Source organism: Vreelandella sp. H-I2 (assembly GCF_052959335.1).
This window is the reverse complement of record NZ_JBRAMC010000001.1, coordinates 330,147-346,818: the sequence shown is the minus strand read 5'-3', so window position 1 is coordinate 346,818 and position 16,672 is coordinate 330,147. Positions and strand designations below refer to the sequence as shown.

The 16,672-nt window shown below is 54.1% G+C and carries 17 protein-coding genes; 7 read left to right on the top strand and 10 right to left on the bottom strand.

The genetic code is table 11. The features are described from left to right. Positions 1-187 precede the first annotated feature (187 nt). A complete protein-coding gene (locus ACUVOF_RS01715) occupies positions 188-877 on the top strand; it encodes a CBS domain-containing protein (protein ID WP_447042719.1) in 690 nt (229 codons plus the stop codon). Positions 878-960: 83 nt separating this feature from the next. On the opposite strand, the gene ACUVOF_RS01710 is transcribed toward ACUVOF_RS01715, so the two are convergent. The 8 genes from ACUVOF_RS01710 to ACUVOF_RS01675 form a co-directional block, all read right to left on the bottom strand. Next, positions 961-2,085: an aminotransferase class V-fold PLP-dependent enzyme gene (locus ACUVOF_RS01710; protein WP_447042718.1), complete on the bottom strand. Its 1,125-nt coding sequence runs from the start codon at positions 2,083-2,085 to the stop codon at positions 961-963. 135 nt (positions 2,086-2,220) lie between these two features. Further along, entirely contained in the window at positions 2,221-2,628 is a 408-nt protein-coding gene (cdd, locus tag ACUVOF_RS01705; RefSeq protein WP_447042717.1) for a cytidine deaminase, read from the bottom strand. A 56-nt stretch (positions 2,629-2,684) separates the two neighbouring features. Further along, the gene (gene deoD, locus ACUVOF_RS01700; protein WP_298967901.1) at positions 2,685-3,410 is read right to left on the bottom strand and encodes a purine-nucleoside phosphorylase; all 726 of its coding nucleotides are present in this window, start codon (positions 3,408-3,410) and stop codon (positions 2,685-2,687) included. 11 nt (positions 3,411-3,421) lie between these two features. Then, positions 3,422-4,666 (bottom strand): phosphopentomutase, encoded by a 1,245-nt coding sequence (locus ACUVOF_RS01695; RefSeq protein WP_447042716.1) that lies wholly within the window; start codon positions 4,664-4,666, stop codon positions 3,422-3,424. Then, positions 4,663-6,018 carry a thymidine phosphorylase gene (gene deoA / locus ACUVOF_RS01690; protein ID WP_447042715.1) on the bottom strand — a complete coding sequence of 452 codons (1,356 nt, stop codon included), beginning with the start codon at positions 6,016-6,018 and terminating at the stop codon, positions 4,663-4,665. The genes ACUVOF_RS01695 and deoA overlap by 4 nt, the downstream gene beginning before the upstream one ends. After that, complete coding sequence (gene deoC / locus ACUVOF_RS01685; protein ID WP_447042714.1) at positions 6,018-6,815, bottom strand: deoxyribose-phosphate aldolase; 798 nt, start codon at positions 6,813-6,815, stop codon at positions 6,018-6,020. Before deoC ends, deoA begins: the two co-directional genes overlap by 1 nt. 84 nt (positions 6,816-6,899) lie before the next feature. Next, positions 6,900-8,183 carry a NupC/NupG family nucleoside CNT transporter gene (locus ACUVOF_RS01680; RefSeq protein WP_447042713.1) on the bottom strand — a complete coding sequence of 428 codons (1,284 nt, stop codon included), beginning with the start codon at positions 8,181-8,183 and terminating at the stop codon, positions 6,900-6,902. Between the two features lie 168 nt (positions 8,184-8,351). Next, entirely contained in the window at positions 8,352-9,131 is a 780-nt protein-coding gene (locus ACUVOF_RS01675; RefSeq protein ID WP_447042712.1) for an outer membrane protein OmpK, read from the bottom strand. A gap of 414 nt (positions 9,132-9,545) precedes the next feature. On the opposite strand from ACUVOF_RS01675, the gene ACUVOF_RS01670 reads away from it, so the two are divergent. The 6 genes from ACUVOF_RS01670 (at position 9,546) to cyoE (ending at position 15,559) form a co-directional block, all read left to right on the top strand. Then, positions 9,546-10,313 (top strand): DeoR family transcriptional regulator, encoded by a 768-nt coding sequence (locus ACUVOF_RS01670; RefSeq protein WP_447042711.1) that lies wholly within the window; start codon positions 9,546-9,548, stop codon positions 10,311-10,313. A gap of 333 nt (positions 10,314-10,646) precedes the next feature. After that, on the top strand, positions 10,647-11,690 hold the full coding sequence (gene cyoA / locus ACUVOF_RS01665; protein WP_447042710.1) for a ubiquinol oxidase subunit II: 1,044 nt from the start codon (positions 10,647-10,649) through the stop codon (positions 11,688-11,690). 3 nt (positions 11,691-11,693) lie between these two features. After that, the gene (cyoB, locus tag ACUVOF_RS01660) at positions 11,694-13,736 is read left to right on the top strand and encodes a cytochrome o ubiquinol oxidase subunit I (protein ID WP_447042709.1); all 2,043 of its coding nucleotides are present in this window, start codon (positions 11,694-11,696) and stop codon (positions 13,734-13,736) included. After that, positions 13,736-14,347, top strand: a complete 612-nt coding sequence (cyoC, locus tag ACUVOF_RS01655) for a cytochrome o ubiquinol oxidase subunit III (protein ID WP_447042708.1) — start codon at positions 13,736-13,738, stop codon at positions 14,345-14,347. The genes cyoB and cyoC overlap by 1 nt, the downstream gene beginning before the upstream one ends. 1 nt (position 14,348) lies before the next feature. Next, on the top strand, positions 14,349-14,678 hold the full coding sequence (gene cyoD / locus ACUVOF_RS01650) for a cytochrome o ubiquinol oxidase subunit IV (RefSeq protein ID WP_447042707.1): 330 nt from the start codon (positions 14,349-14,351) through the stop codon (positions 14,676-14,678). Further along, the gene (gene cyoE / locus ACUVOF_RS01645; protein ID WP_447042706.1) at positions 14,636-15,559 is read left to right on the top strand and encodes a heme o synthase; all 924 of its coding nucleotides are present in this window, start codon (positions 14,636-14,638) and stop codon (positions 15,557-15,559) included. The genes cyoD and cyoE overlap by 43 nt, the downstream gene beginning before the upstream one ends. A 125-nt stretch (positions 15,560-15,684) precedes the next feature. Here the strand turns inward: cyoE and ACUVOF_RS01640 are convergent, their stop codons facing one another. Continuing rightward, positions 15,685-16,044 carry a hypothetical protein gene (locus ACUVOF_RS01640; protein WP_447042705.1) on the bottom strand — a complete coding sequence of 120 codons (360 nt, stop codon included), beginning with the start codon at positions 16,042-16,044 and terminating at the stop codon, positions 15,685-15,687. Then, a complete protein-coding gene (locus ACUVOF_RS01635; protein ID WP_447042704.1) occupies positions 16,041-16,601 on the bottom strand; it encodes a tlde1 domain-containing protein in 561 nt (186 codons plus the stop codon). The genes ACUVOF_RS01640 and ACUVOF_RS01635 overlap by 4 nt, the downstream gene beginning before the upstream one ends. Positions 16,602-16,672: the final 71 nt, after the last annotated feature.

Genomic DNA, 16,672 nt, shown 5'->3' with positions numbered 1-16,672 from the left:
ACTGCGCTAGATCAAAACAGTCTCAATGCGTTCTTTAAGATAGCCAGCCAGCATAGGCAAATTGCTAGTAGCGAGCTAGGCTTAAAGAATGGGCACGGCAGCCTGCAGCTTTTTATTTAAGGACTTCTTCATAAAGGACTCAGCCTTTAAGGGGCTGACTTAAGAGCTAAACGCTAGGAGGAGAGCCATGCAGGCTATCGATATCATGACACCCAAAGTGGTGAGTGTAGGGCCCGATGCTGAAGTACGTGACATTGCACAACTGCTGCTCAAGAACCGAATTAGCGCTGTACCCGTGGTGGATGGCGAGCACCGGGTGATCGGCATTGTCAGTGAAGGTGATTTAATGCGCCGGGTTAAAGATGACAGTGACCATCGCGACTCCTGGTGGTTATCGTTGTTTGCTGGCGGTAAAGATGCAGGCGACTACGTTAAGTCTCATGGCCGTAAAGCCCACGAAGTCATGACGCCGGATCCACTGACCGTGGAAGAGAACACGCCGCTGCATAGCATTGCTCGAATGCTGGAAAAGCACCATATCAAACGTGTGCCCGTCGTGCGTGAAGGCAAGCTGGTGGGGATCGTCAGCCGCGCTAACTTGCTGCAAGGGATTGCCAATGCGGCAGTGGCACCGACACAATCACCAACAGATGATCGACAAATTCGGGAAGCCATTCTAAATGAAGTTGAGCACAACACCGGTGCACACACTGAAAACATTAGTTTGATTGTGGACGGTGGGGTTGTGGAAATTTGGGGGCTGGTCGAATCGCTTGAGCAGAAGCAGGCGGTGACAGTGGCCGCTGAAAACGTGTCAGGGGTTACCCGCGTGGAAAATCATCTAGGTATGATGCCGCGGGGCGTAGGCTATATGTAACCGTAATGAGAATTTAACATGCCCGCTATTTAATAGCGGGCATTTTGCTACTTGCATGACTGCTTTCTTATACCGCTGCCTTCCTATACGACTGCCTGAATCGCCTGCTCTAGTTTACCCACGCTGCGTTCTGTGTGGTGCAGCTTATCCAAGCCAAACAAGCCGACCCGGAAGGTTTGGAAGTTGTCGCCTTCATCGCACATCAGCGGTACACCGCCGGCTACCTGCACCCCCGCCTGGGCAAGTTTGCCTACCAGGCCGCTATCGTCGCTGTAACACACCACGACCCCCGGCGCTTCAAAGCCTTCAGCAGCAACGCTGACAAAACCGTGGCGTTTAAGCATCGCGCGTACACCTCGACCAATGGCTTGCTGCTCCTCTTTTACCTTGGCAAAGCCGTAGGCACGGGTTTCCTGCATGATATCGCGCAGCTGCCGTAAAGCGTCCGTGGGCATGGTGGCGTGATAAGCGTGCCCGCCGTTTTCATAAGCCTGCATAATGCTGTGCCACTTGCCCAGGTCGCAGGCAAAGCTATTGCTCTGGGTCTCGCTCAAACGCTGCGTGGCGCGCTCTGATAGCATGACCATAGCGCAGCAGGGCGAGCCGCTCCAGCCTTTTTGTGGTGCACTTACTACTACGTCAATGCCCAATGCCTGCATATCCACCCACAGGGTGCCTGCCGCAATGGCGTCCAGCACCAACAAGCCGCCTACCGCGTGGGTCGCTTCGGCAAGCGCTTGAATATAGCTATCGGGGAGAAGCAACCCCGCTGAGGTTTCAACTTGCGGCGCGAACACCACGGCGGGCTTTTCGCGACGAATCTGTGCGACGGCATCGTCAATGGGAACCGGCTGAAATGGCGAGCGGGGGTCATCGGGATTAAGGCGCCGCGCTTTAAGCACCGTGTGCTGATCGGTTAAACGGCCCATCTCAATAATTTGCGTCCAGCGGTAGCTGAACCAACCGTTGCGAATAACCAGGGTTTTCTGATCAACGGCAAACTGGCGCGCCACTGCTTCCATGCCAAAGGTACCACTGCCGGGCACAATCACCGCTGCGTGGGCGTTATAAACCTCTTTCAGCGTGGCGGAAATATCGCGCATCACCGATTGAAACTGTTGCGACATATGGTTCAGCGAGCGATCCGTGTAGACCACTGAGTATTCAAGCAAACCGTCGGGGTCGACGTTGGGCAGTAAACCAGCCATGGCGTTCTCCAAATAAGTGCTGTGCTCTCATCGGCACACTTCATCAAAGGCATACGGTGGCTATTAAGAGTACGAGCAAAAAATGCACAAAACCAGCCCAAGTGGGGGCTGGCTTTGATTGCCAAACAGGCTGGTTTAACGTGGCGGCAGCTGCTCGGGCCCAAAGGCGTCGGGCAGTAGTGTTTCCATAGTGTAGGTTTTCATCAATTCGCCACTACCTGAAAGCACCTGGATTTGGGTTTCTGGTGTGGCGAATTCGCGAATTCGCTGGCGGCAGTCGCCGCAGGGTGTGCAAAGGTGATCGCCAGGGCCCATCACGTAGACCGTCGCCAACTGGCGTTGCCCGGCAGTGATCATGGCGGAAATGGCCGATGCTTCGGCGCAGAGGCCTTTGTAGTGCGCCACTTCCACGTTGGTGCCCGCAAACTGCTGACCATCGGGGGTGACCATCAATGACGCCACCGGGTGCGCAGAATAAGGCACATAGGCGTTAGCCCGCGCGCTAAACAGCTTTTGAACGATCTCTTCTGATACCTGATCCATCATTTTTCCTTTTGGCTACTTCAACGCGCTCTTTGCAACGATCTCACTTTAACGTTCTAGGCGCGGGCAGCGTCGTCGCGCAACACGGTGTCGAGTGCAATCAGCATCATGTCGTCGAAGGTGGTTTGACGATCGGCACTGGAAAGCGAATCGCCTTTCAGGATGTGATCTGAAACCGTGCAGATGGTCATGGCGCGGGCGCCAAATTCGGCGGCGACGCCGTAAAGGCCGGCAGCTTCCATCTCGACGCCAACAATGCCGTAGCGCTTGAGCATTTCAGCCATGTCGGTTTGCGGGTTGTAGAACAGGTCGGCTGAGAAGATGTTGCCTACCTTCACCGGCACGTTCTTGGCCTTGGCGGCAGCCACCGCGTGCTGGGTCAGTTCAAAATCGGCAATGGCAGCGAAGTCGTGGTCGTTAAAGCGCATGCGGTTGACTTTTGAGTCAGTGCTGGCGCCCATGCCGATGACTACATCGCGCACGTTGACATCGTCGCGTACTGCGCCACAAGAACCGACGCGAATCAGCGATTTAACGCCGTAGTCGGTGATCAGCTCTTTGGCGTAGATGGAGACCGACGGAATCCCCATGCCATGGCCCATCACGGAAATCTCGCGGCCTTTGTAGGTGCCGGTGTAGCCGAACATATTGCGAACGTCGTTGACCTGGCGCACGTTCTCCAGGTAAGTGTCGGCGATATATTTGGCGCGCAGTGGGTCGCCGGGCATCAGGACGGTATCAGCGAAATCGCCGGGGGCAGCGTTAATATGGGGAGTAGCCATCAAATATCTCCTTAAGTGGCTTCAGGAAGAAAGCTTTTGCCATCGGCCATGGCCGAGAGTAGGAAAAAGTCGGCCAGGGTTTGGCCAATATCGGCAAAGGTGCCGCGCTCGCCCAGCGGGCCGGGGGTAAAGCCGGGACCGTGAACCAGAATCGGGATGTACTCGCGGGTGTGCTCGGTGCCATGCCAGCTGGGGTCGCAGCCGTGGTCGGCGGTGAGAATCAGCAGATCATCTTCGCTGAGCGCCGCCAGCAGCTTAGGCAACTTGGCATCGAAATCTTCAAGTGCCGCGGCATAGCCCGGTATGTCTCGACGGTGGCCATAGACCGAGTCGAAATCGACAAAGTTGGTCATGATCATGGCGCGCTCGCCGGTGTCGCGGTCGCGGGTTCTTTCAATCTCATTAAGTGTAGCGTCCATCAGCGCGTCGTGGCCGCTGGCTTTTACCTTGTGGGTAATGCCGCAGTGGGCGTAGATATCGGCAATTTTACCAATCGAGACCACTTCGCCGCCGGCATCGGCGAGCTTTTGCAGCACGGTGGGCGAGGGCGGTTCAACGCTATAGTCGCGGCGGTTGCCGGTGCGGGCGAAAGTGGTGCTGTCTTCTCCAATAAACGGACGGGCGATCACGCGGCCAATGTTGTAAGGCTCGAGCAGCTCGCGCACGATTTCGCAGAGCGCGTACAGTCGCTCCAGACCAAAGTGCTCTTCATGGGCGGCAATCTGAAAGACTGAATCAGCTGAGGTGTAAACAATCGGCTTGCCTGTTGCAATGTGCTCTTCACCCAGGCGGGCGATAATCTCGGTACCCGAGGCGTGGCAGTTGCCAATTACGCCGGTAAGGTCGGCTTCCTGAACGATGGCATCGAGTAACTCCAACGGGAAGCTATCGGTCTTGTCGAGAAAGTAGCCCCAGTCAAAGCGCACCGGTACACCGGCAATTTCCCAGTGGCCGGAGGGGGTGTCTTTACCGCTGGAAATTTCCTTGGCGTGGGCGTAAGCACCTTCCAGGTTGTCTGGTAGTGTGACGCCTTCAGCGACGTTACCCGTGGCATCGCGGTGGGCATGAAACAGCCCCAGCTTGGCCATGTTGGGCAGCTTGAGCGGACCAGAGCGTTCCGCATTATCGGCTTCGCCGCGTGCGCAGGCGGCGGCGATATGACCCAGCGTATCCGCCCCCTCGTCGCCAAAAGAAACGGCATCTGGGGCGGCGCCAATCCCGAAGGAGTCAAGTACGAGTAAAATCGCGCGGCTCATAAGGCTTCTCCTCGGAAAGTGTCTTGTAGCAGCGTATCGGCGCTGGCAGCGCCTTCACCAAGCGTGAATGCCGCACGTAGCTGCTCGGCGGCGCGCTCGGCGGCGGCTTCACTGCGGGCGTGAACCATGGCGATGGGGCGTTGGCTGTCCACGCTCTCGCCGATTTCGACGATATCGGTAAAGCCGACGCTGTGATCGACGCTGGCATCGTTGCGCAGGCGACCACCGCCCAGTTCCACCACGCTCATACCCACGGCGCGGGTATCAATACGCTGGACCACACCTGATTGCTCGGCATACACCGGCTTAATCACTTCAGCTTTGGCCAGGTAGTGCTCCGAGCGCTCCATAAAGTCGCTGGGGCCGCCGAGTTCACGCACCATGCGGGCGAATACTTCGGCAGCTGCGCCAGAGGTTAGCGCCTTCTCAAGCTTAGTGAGCGCTTCTTCACGGGAGCCCGCGAGCTTGCCGGCAATCAGCATTTCCACTGCCAGTTCACGGGTGACTTGCATCACGCGGCTGTTGGGGCGGTCGCCGCGCAGCAGCGCCAGGGTTTCGACGATTTCCACGGCGTTACCGGCGCAGGGTGCCAGCGGCTGGCTCATGTCGGTGAGCAGCGCGGTCGTCGGTGTGCCTGCTTGAGTCGCGACATTGGCAATGCTTTTGGCCAGCTCGCGGGATTTTTCCGGCGTGGGCATAAAGGCGCCGCTGCCGACTTTAACGTCCATCACCAGCGCATCCAGGCCGGAGGCCAACTTCTTACCCAGGATAGAAGCGGTAATCAGCGGAATCGATTCCACGGTGGCGGTCACATCGCGCACGCCGTAGATACGCTTGTCAGCAGGTGCCAAATCACCGGTCTGGCCGATAATTGCCACACCGGTAGATTTCACCACCTCGCGGAAGCGTTCAGGGGCGGGGTAGGGATCGTAGCCGGGGATCGATTCGAGTTTATCCAGGGTGCCGCCGGTGTGGCCTAGGCCACGACCAGAGATCATCGGCACAAAGGCACCGCAGGCAGCGACCCAAGGGCCAAGTACCAGTGAGACTAAATCGCCGACGCCGCCAGTAGAGTGCTTATCCACAATCGGGCCGGGCAGGTTGAGATCGCTCCACTGCATCACGTGGCCGGAATCGCGGGTGGCGGTGGTCAGCGCAACCACTTCTTCACGGCTCATGCCGTTAAGAAACACCGCCATGGTGAAGGCGCCAATCTGGGCATCGCTGATGCGATCATCGGCAATGCCTTGCACGAAGCCTTTGATCTCATCGAAAGGCAGTGGCTGACCGTCACGCTTTAGGCGAATCAGCTCCTGGGGAAGCAGTGTGTGTTGTTTTGGATTGGCAGACATTAGTAACCTCCTTGGCCTTGGGGTGCCGCGTTGGTGTTGCCGCTCAGCGTCGCCAGTAGGTTGCCCAGCAGGCTGGAAGCACCAAAGCGGAAGTGCGCAGGTGTCACCCAGCCTGGGCCCATAATATTGTTGGCAAGGGCCAGATATTCCGCTGCGTCCTCAGCGGTTTTAACGCCACCCGCTGCTTTAAAACCAACGTCTTTGCCACTGGCCTTGATCGCTGTGAGCATAACCTCAGCGGCTTCCAGCGTTGCGTTAACGGCTACTTTACCGGTCGACGTTTTAATAAAATCAGCGCCACCTTCAATGGCAAGTTCGCTGGCGCGTTTGATCAGCGTAGGCTCTTTGAGTTCGCCGGATTCAATAATCACTTTGAGCAATGCTTGGCCAGCGCAGGCCGCTTTGCACATCTCCACCAATTCAAGGCCGGTTTCTTCATCGCCAGCCATCAGGGCGCGGTAGGGGAACACGACATCGACTTCATGGGCACCGGAGGCAACGGCATCGCGGGTTTCGCGGGCGGCGGCCATAATGTCGTCGCCACCGTTGGGGAAATTGGTGACCGTGGCAATCTTCACTTGGTCATTGAGGGTGTGAGCGGTCAACGCACGCTGGGCAGTGACAATAAACTGTGGGTAAACACACACCGCGGCAGGCGTGCCAAAGGGCGTTTTTACCTGCTGACAGAGCGCTTCAATGCTGCTGTCAGTATCGCTATCGTTCAGACTCGTCAGGTCCATGAGGGTGAGTGCTTGGCGGGCGGCTTGGACGATATGGGGAGGGGCTGTCGCAGTCATGGAGTTCTCACAAATCAGTAAAAGATAAAAACGGGCACTGCGGATAAAGCCGCAGTGCCCGTCACCGTCAGCAAGCCCGCTGCGTTAAGCAGTAGCGTTACTTAGGGCGATAAAGAAGCCAGCAATCGAGGCCGACATCAAGTTGGACAGTGTACCGGCCAATACGGCTTTGACGCCAAAACGAGCAATCTCTTTGCGGCGGGTAGGGGCAATGCTACCCAGGCCACCCAGCAGAATCGCAATGGAGGAGAGGTTCGCAAAGCCACACAGCGCAAAAGAGAGGATCGCCATGGTGTGCGGTGTCATTATCTGACCCGTCGCAGCCACCACCTGTTCCCCATCAATGTAAGGCGCTAGATTGATGTAGGCGACAAACTCGTTGACCACTAATTTTTGGCCAATGAACGAGCCTGCCAGCGTTGCTTCTTCCCAGGGTACACCCAACAGGAAGGCCAGCGGGGCAAACAGCCAACCTAAGATCAGTTCCAGGCTCAGCGATTCAAAGCCCACCCAGCCGCCAACGCCGCCTAAGATGCCGTTGATCAACGCAATCAGGGCGATAAAGGCGAGTAGCATGGCGCCCACGTTGGCGGCCAGCATTAGGCCCGAGGTAGCGCCCGATGCCGCAGCGTCCAGTACGTTGGCAGGTTTATCTTCCAGGGCGTCAATCTCTTCTTCCACTTTGGAAACGCTGTCGCTGTCGGTAACGTCTTGGGTTTCCGGCATGATCAGCTTGGCGAACAGCAACCCGCCCGGTGCCGCCATAAAGGAGGCCGCTACCAAGTATTCCATGGGAATACCCAGCGCGGCATAGCCCGCCAACACCGAGCCCGCCACAGATGCCAAACCACCACACATAACGGCAAACAGCTGCGAAGGCGTCATGCGGGCGATAAACGGACGCACCACCAGCGGCGCTTCGGTCTGGCCGACGAAGATATTCGCCGTTGCAGAGAGCGATTCAGTCCGTGAGGTGCCCAGGGCTTTTTGCAGGGCGCCACCGAGGATACGAATCACCCACTGCATAATGCCGATGTAGTAAAGCACGGCGATTAACGAGGAGAAGAAGATAATGACCGGCAGCACTTTAATCGCAAAGATAAAGCCGCTGTTCTCCACATCCGCTAAGCCGCCGAACAGAAAGCCGATACCGTCGTCGGCATATACCAATATTTGGCTAACGCCCGCTGATATGGCTTGCAGCACCGCCTGGCCAAACGGCACATAGAGTACAAAGGCACCAATACCGGCTTGAATAGCAAACGCGCCTAACACGGTGCGTAGCCGGATAGACTTACGGTCGTAAGAGAAGATCAGGGCGATGGTCACTAGAGTGACCATACCCACCAAGCTCATAAGGAGTGTCATATGGAGATCCTTCGAGTCCGGGAACCTCTGATTAACTATTGCGCTTGCCTATACGGCGTTAAAAATCGCCTCAAAATGCTCATTTACAGCTCGTAAACTCCGCTTTTTCGTTGATTTTTGCCTTGTCTAGACTGCGCTCATTACGTTAATCAGAGGCTCCTAAAGCGATTATAGTAAGTTGAGCTTGACGGAGTAGATCATCGCGTTCTGATAATTATTGGGTGTGCCCAACTTATTGTCAGAGTAGCGATACTGAACGCCGGTGGTGATCAAATCGCTCGGATGCCACCACAGGCTCAGCGCACCGTTGGTACCCACACTGCCTGCTTTTTCGCCCACCTCGCCCACATAGTTCTCTTCTAGGTACTCATCGTCACGGCCAAAGGTCTGCTCGTGCCAGTTGGTAACGCTGAAGTTTTGATTGAGCGCAGCGAAATCATAACCCGCGACCCAGCCAGCCATATAGCCGTTCATGCCGGTATAGCTGTTACTTTGCACTCGCGCGGCGCCAATGAACGGCTTGAACCATAAACCGTTATCAAAGGTAGTGCGGTAACCCAGGCCCAAAATTTGATCCTGCTCGCGGCTTTCAAAACCATAATCCCGGAAGTCATAAAGGTGAGCATAGATCGACAGTGGGCTGTCACCCAGATAAATGTGAGAGGTCACTTTACCCGCGGTGCGGAAGTTGTCTTTACCACCGCTGGACTCGTCGAACTGGTCGTTGGTGGGGTTCTCGAAATCAAAGAAACCGTAAAACTCACCCCAGCTAAAGCCCGCGCCGCCTTCAATTTCGAGAAACATAAAGTCGCTTTTCGCCGCGTTAGAAGCGGTGCGCTCTTCGGTACCGTTTGACCAGTCCAAGTAGTTAACCGAAATATTGGCGAATGACCACAGACGATCAAGCGGATGGGGCTGAACATCATCTGCCATCAAGGGCATAGCCATGCTCGCGCCTAATACGCCAGCGCCAAGTGCGATAAGAGACGAAGTACGGGAAAGTGTACGAGAGAGTTTAAAACAGTGGGTGCGAGCAGTCATGAGAGCCTCAACAAGGGTTGTCGCGGAGCCTTTGGGTGTGGCTATCCGTGGTTATAGTCGTGCGGGCTGGCGTTAATGTTAAAATTATAACATTTAGTGTTATTTTTCTAACGTTTATTTGCAAGCATTGTCACATCAACGCTATTTAAATGTCATATATCTTTCGTAAGCATCACTATTTGCGCTACTAGCCGTCGTCACAGTGGAAATTCCGACGCCGCTCGCTCAGCATAGAAACAAAAAATAGAAATAAAAATTGAAACAACTGAATGGTTATATTGCGCTCATCACAACACGAGGTTTTACAAGAGGATGCCCACCATGAATGGCCGTAGCGCGCTGCGCCTTGCCAAACTTCAGGAAGCGCTTGCCAGTGGCGGCACTCTTCATCTGCGTGATGCCGCAGAGCTATGCAATGTCTCAGAAATGACCATTCGCCGCGACCTCACCACCCAGGCGACAGCCATTAGCCTGTTGGGTGGACGCTTAGTCATGGCGAACTATCCGGGTGTAACGCCGATTTACGATTTAACCGAACAGCAGGCTAGCCATTACCAAGCGAAGTATCGGTTATGCCAGCGTGCACTCACGTTTATCGAAGAGGGCGATACGCTGTTTATCGACTGTGGTTCGACGCTCATTCCATTGTTGAGCCAGCTCAGCCATTTCCAAGAACTCACGGTGGTCACCTACGCGCTCAACGTTGCTAATGCTGTCGCAGCACTGCCCAACGTACGCTTAGTGCTATTGGGCGGGCTTTTTTATGCTGCCTCTCAGTCGTTTGGCAGCGATAATATGACCGCCGCTATCGAACGGTTAGGCATCAATAAAGCGCTGATTTCAGCGGCGGGAGTGGACCTTGAGCGCGGGGTGAGCTGCTTCCACTTCCACGAAGTAGCACCTAAACAAGCCGCGATTGCTACGGCGATGCAGCGCTTGTTGGTAGTCGATGCCAGCAAATTTGGTGTGATCCGGCCGGCCTATTTCGCTTCGCTAGATGATTTTGATGTGGTGGTCACCGATGATCAGGGCGCACCGCAACTGTTGGAGGGTCACGACCGAAGTGTGCCTGCGGTGACAGTGGCGTAAGCGTTTTGCCAGTTGTCTATCACTGTCAATATCTAGGGTGCGGCAATGCGCCACTTCTTAGATGATCTCGATCAAGAGAAAATACTTTAGTCTTAGCTGCTTAAGCTCGTAATACTCGGGCGAACGAGACCCGACGCCAATTCCCATTTGGCGGCGTATATTTTTCCCGGAGCAATGGCGCTCAGTGCACGACGCATGTTCTTGTGCGTATGCTCTATGAGCATGTTTTGGGAAGAGTATGGGGTGATAGTTAGCATGCTATTTAGCTGGCTAGTGTTTTATTGAACCAGTTGGTTTTTGAAACCGGTTTTAAACCTTAGACGAGATCACACCATGCAACGACGCTCCCTATGGCGCAGGCGAGGCACACTAGTGCTCCTTGCGTTGTGTCTGTTACTAGCAGGCTGTAGTTCAGCTCTGTTAGATCCCAAAGGCCAAGTTGGCGCTGAGCAGCGCACGCTGATTATGACCTCCTTTGGCCTGATGTTGATTGTGGTTATTCCTGTTATTGCCATGACGCTGCTGTTTGGCTGGCGCTATCGGCGTAGTAACAGTATGGCTAAATACTTGCCCGACTGGGCACACTCCAATGCGATTGAAGCCGTGATCTGGATCGTGCCTTGCGCGATTATCGCCGTGCTTGCACTGCTGACCTGGAAAACCTCGCATAGTCTTGATCCGCATAAACCGCTGGAAAGCGACGTAGCGCCGATGGAAATTCAGGCAGTCGCGCTGGATTGGAAATGGCTGTTTATCTATCCCGAGCAGGGCGTGGCCAGTGTTAACGAAGTGGCCTTCCCGGTAGATACGCCGGTGCGTTTTCGGGTTAGCTCCGGCTCGGTGATGAATGCCTTTTTCATTCCGCACTTAGGTAGCCAGATCTACGCAATGGCAGGCATGGATAACGACCTGCATCTCATTGCCGATGAAATTGGCAACTACCCTGGGCGCTCCACCAACTACAGTGGCGCGGGTTTCTCCGGCATGACCTTTGAAGCCAAGGTGACCACCCCCGGCGAGTTTGATGACTGGGTTGAAACCGTGCGTGGTGCCTCTGAAGCGCTGATCTACCCCGAGGGCTATGAAGCGTTGGCTGAGCCCACTGAGTCGCACCCGGTTGAGTACTACTCTGCGATTTCGCCATCGCTATATGAAAGCATCCTGAAAAGCTTCCATACCGGTGGTGAGCACACGATGGACGGCGATCACCCAATGGAGAGCGATCATCAAATGAGTAGCGACCATGCTGACTCTTCCGATGGCGATAATGCCCATGCCACCCCAGAAGCGGTCGCATCCGGTCACCACATCAACAACCATGCTAGTCAGGATCATGCCATGCGCAGCCATCCCTCTAGCGTTGAAGCAGGGGGTTAAGCTGTGTTTGGAAAACTCACTTTAGAAGCAATTCCCTATCACGAACCGATCATTATGGTCGTCGCGGCCTTTATGGCCATTGGTGGGATCGCGCTGTTAGGCGCGTTAACATACTACCGCAAGTGGAGCTGGCTGTGGAACGAGTGGTTTACCTCCGTTGACCACAAAAAGCTCGGCATTATGTACTTTATCGTTGCGCTGGTGATGCTGCTACGCGGCTTCTCTGATGCGATTATGATGCGTACCCAACAGGCCATGGCCGCTGGGGGCGCCGCGGGTTATTTACCGCCCGAACACTACGATCAGATCTTTACCGCCCACGGCGTGATCATGATCTTTTTTGTCGCCATGCCCATGGTCATCGGTTTGATGAACCTAGTGGTGCCGCTGCAAATTGGCGCCCGCGACGTCGCTTTTCCCTTCCTGAATAACTTGAGTTTCTGGCTGTTTGCCGTCGCCGCGATATTGGTCAATATCTCGCTGGTGGTGGGGGAGTTCGCCAAAACCGGCTGGCTAGCTTATGCGCCCTTATCGGGGATCGAGTTTAGTCCCGGGGTGGGGGTCGATTACTGGATATGGGCATTACAGATATCCGGGATAGGCACGACGCTCACCGGTATCAACTTCTTCGTGACGATTCTGAAGATGCGCACCAAAGGCATGACCATGTTCCGCATGCCGATCTTCACCTGGACATCGCTGTGCGCCAACGTGTTGATCATCGCCTCGTTCCCGATTCTGACCGCGACGATTGCGCTGCTAACGCTGGATCGTTACTTCGGCATGCACTTCTTCACCAATGATTTTGGCGGCAACATGATGATGTACGTCAATCTCATCTGGGCGTGGGGCCATCCGGAAGTTTATATCCTGATTCTGCCTGCCTTCGGCGTGTTCTCGGAAGTCATTTCGACGTTTGCCCGTAAGCGGCTGTTTGGTTACATGACCATGGTATGGGCGACGATTGCGATCACCCTGCTGTCGTTTATCGTCTGGCTGCACCACTTCTTCACCATGGGGGCGGGCGCCAACGTTAATGCCTTCTTTGGCATTATGACGATGATCATCGCCATTCCCACCGGGGTCAAAGTCTTCAACTGGCTGTTCACGATGTTCCGCGGCAGTTTGGAGCTGACGTCGCCGGTACTCTGGACCCTGGGCTTTATTATCACCTTTACGCTGGGCGGTATGACCGGTGTGATGCTCGCCGTGCCAGCCGCTAACTTCGTGCTGCATAACAGCCTGTTTGTTATCGCTCACTTCCATAACGTCATTATCGGCGGTGTCGTGTTCGGCATGATGGCAGGCCTGACCTTCTGGTTCCCCAAAGCGTTTGGCTTCACGCTGAGCGAAAAATGGGGCAAGCGTTCGTTCTGGTGCTGGTTTATTGGCTTCTATGTCGCCTTTATGCCGCTGTACGTGTTGGCCTTCTTTGGTGCCGTGCGCCGCATGCAGTCCTACGCGAACCCTGAGTGGCAGCCGTGGATGATTCTGGCCTGGGTAGGCGCGGTGATCATCATGATGGGTATCGCCTGCACCGTGATCCAGTTCTGGGTGAGCATCCGCGACCGCAAGCTGAACGCTGATGTGACCGGTGACCCTTGGGATGGCCGTACCTTGGAGTGGTCAACTTCTTCACCCGCGCCGTTCTACAACTTCGCGCGTTTGCCGGAAGTGGGAGACATCGACAGTTTCTGGTCGCAGAAAGAGCGCAGTAACGAAGAGCTGGAAGAAGCGCCTTACACCGATATTCATATGCCGCGCAACACCGTTGCTGGCCCTGTCATCAGCTTTTTTGCGCTGGTCATCGGTTTTGCCTTGGTATGGCACATCTGGTGGCTGGCCGGGGTAGGCGCCATCGGTGTCTTTGTCAGCTTTATGGCGCGGGTCTTTAACGACGATATCGACTACTACGTCTCTGCTGAAGAAGTAGAGCGCATCGAGCGCGCGCACCAGCAACGCGTTAAAAACTCCGATCCCTACAAGCCGTCTGCTGAGGTTGAAGGACGCGAAGGTAAGCAACGCTACGTGGAGGTGAATGCGTAATGGCAACGGATACGTTACATCACGAAGGATCGGTCGTGCATCATGAGCATCACGATGCAACGGGCACCAAGCTGTTTGGTTTTTGGGTCTACTTAATGAGCGATTTGGTGATCTTCGGGTCACTCTTCGCCACCTACGCCGTGCTGATGAAAGGCACGGCAGGTGGGCCCACCGCGGCTGAGATCTTTGAACTACCGTTTGTACTGGTCGAGACGTTCCTGCTGTTGTTCAGTAGTTTTACCTTTGGCATGGGCGTGCTGGCGATGAATGCCGAACGTCTAGGTCAGGTGAAAGCATGGTTGGGCATTACGTTCTTGCTGGGCGCGGCATTCGTGGGCATGGAAATCTACGAATTCCAGCACTTGATCCATGAGGGTTATGGCCCCGATAAAAGCGCCTTTCTATCGTCGTTCTTTACCCTAGTGGGCACCCACGGCCTGCACGTTACCTTTGGTCTGATCTGGATTTTGGTCATGCTGATTCAGCTCTCTACCAAGGGCTTGAACGACATGACCCGGCCAAGGATTCTGTGCCTAAGTCTGTTCTGGCACTTCCTTGATATCGTCTGGATCTGTGTCTTCTCATTCGTCTATCTGATGGGAGTGCTGTGAGATGAGTCATTCTCCGACTAACCCCACTAATCACCATGGCAGCGTAAAGTCGTATGTGACAGGACTGGTATTGTCGCTGATACTGACCATTATCCCCTTTGGGGTGGTGATGAGTGGCACGCTTAGCGTACTCACGATTGTCATCGTGGTGGCCGTGACCGCGGTATTGCAGATATTGGTGCAACTGGTCATGTTCATGCATATGAATACCAAAGCCGACGAAGGCTGGAATGTGATGTCCTTCGTCTTCACACTGACGATTCTCGTCTTAGTGGTAGGAGGCTCGCTGTGGATCATGCAGCATCTGCATCTCAACATGATGATCGGCTGATCACGGCGCCTAGCCGTTGGCGGGATCTGCTCGAACTGACCAAGCCCGGCATTATCGGGGGGAACTTGATTGCCACGCTGGGCGGTTACTTTCTTGCCGCGCAGGGGCAGTTCGAGTGGCTCAGCTTTGTCTCGGTCATGGTGGGGATTGCATTAATCATCGCGTCGGGCTGTGCGTGTAACAATGTCATCGACCGCGATATTGATGCATTAATGGCGCGTACGCGCCATCGCCCGTTGGTAAGGGGCAGCATCTCCATCACCCAGGCGTTGGGCGTTTCGGCGCTGCTGGGTGTGTCGGGCGTGGTGTGTCTGGCGCTGGGTACCAACGGATTAACCGTTGCTTTAGCGGTGATTGGCTGGGGCGTGTATGTAGGGCTTTATAGCCTGTATATGAAGCGCCGCTCGGAGTACGGCACGTTGGTAGGCAGTCTTTCGGGTGCCATGCCGCCGGTCGTGGGTTACTGCGCAGTGGCAGGGCAGTTCGATAGCGGCGCCATGATGCTGCTGGTGATTTTCTGCCTGTGGCAGATGCCACACTCCTATGCCATCGCGATCTTCCGCTACGCCGACTATCGCCGCGCATCGATCCCGGTGCTGCCGGTGGTGCGCGGGGTCAAAATGGCCAAGCACCATATCCTGGGCTACATAGTGGCGTTTATTCCCGCCTCGCTGGCGCTGGGGTTGGCCAGCCAAGCGGGCGCAGGATACCTGTGCGTAGCGCTGACCATGGGTGGCTACTGGCTTTACCTGGCGCTACGCGGTTATCGGTTAGACGATGATGTCCGCTGGGCCAAGAAAGTATTCGGTGTTTCTATCCTGACCATCACGGCGATGAGTTTGGTGATGGTGCTGGAAGCGATGGTGCCTATATGGGTCTAGCCCTCAAATACCGTTAAGCAGTTAATAAAACGGCCCGAGCAATTATCTGCTCGGGCCGTTTTTATGGCTATGTTAAATTATAGTCGTTTAAGGTGTTCGCTGGCTTACTATGGTGTTAAAGCCTTTCAGCCTTTACTTCTATTTTTCTTAAAATAAAGAATAAAGGAAAAGATTAACAGTGAAATATTAAAAAATAATTCAAAGTAAAAATATGCCATGTAACCTGGGCTACCATATTCACGGCTAGCCATGTGGAATGCTTCATCATTAAGGATAAAGTCAGCATTTCCTAGGATAAGAAAAGAAAGAACTACGACATATGGCCAAAAAATCCAGCTTTTTCTAAGCTTGATCACTATTAAAAAAGAAAAAAACAAAAAGGCTAGTATTAATAGGCTGGTTTTAAGTGTTGTTACTTTGTCTAAAACTTCAGCATGTACTGAGGATGCAAAAAATAAACTTATAAGAAAAATTAATAGCTTCATGGGAGAACCTCGACAGGAATCGATTCTCTTGACATCCTGATAATTGTTTTTATAGTGTCTGTGTTCTTGCTTCCCAGCAACCCTCCACCTATATCAATACAGCCTGCAGAACCAGGGAGAGAGCCACCATGAAGGAAAAAATTATCTCTTTCATATAAATCGAATTCAGCTCCTTCTTTAGGATACAGCCTAATCCTCCAGTCACCCCAATCTCCGTGCCTTAAATTTCGGTAAGCTCCCCTCATTAACCCAGGATCACTTAAATCTTCTTTCCTAATTACGTAGCTTCCCACGGGCAAGGGGCCTTCCCAAGCAGCACTCTGACACTCAATTGAGCTGTTATTTAAACAACTTCCATTACCAGTTGTTGCATCTATAGTCATTGAAAAGCTAGGAGTGACAATAAATAAATTGCCTATCGAGATATGGAATTCTAGCCTAACAGTATGTTCTGCCACAATCTCGACTGGCTGAATATTTTCATTGCTCGTTGTGACTAGCTCACCTATCTCTGTTGTCAGTTCAATATCTGTTAGTGGCAGTTCTATATCTTCCATAACATTTATCCTTCCATGACCAATAATACTTTTATTTCCTCAGGAAAATTATGATCTTGAACTAAATGTGT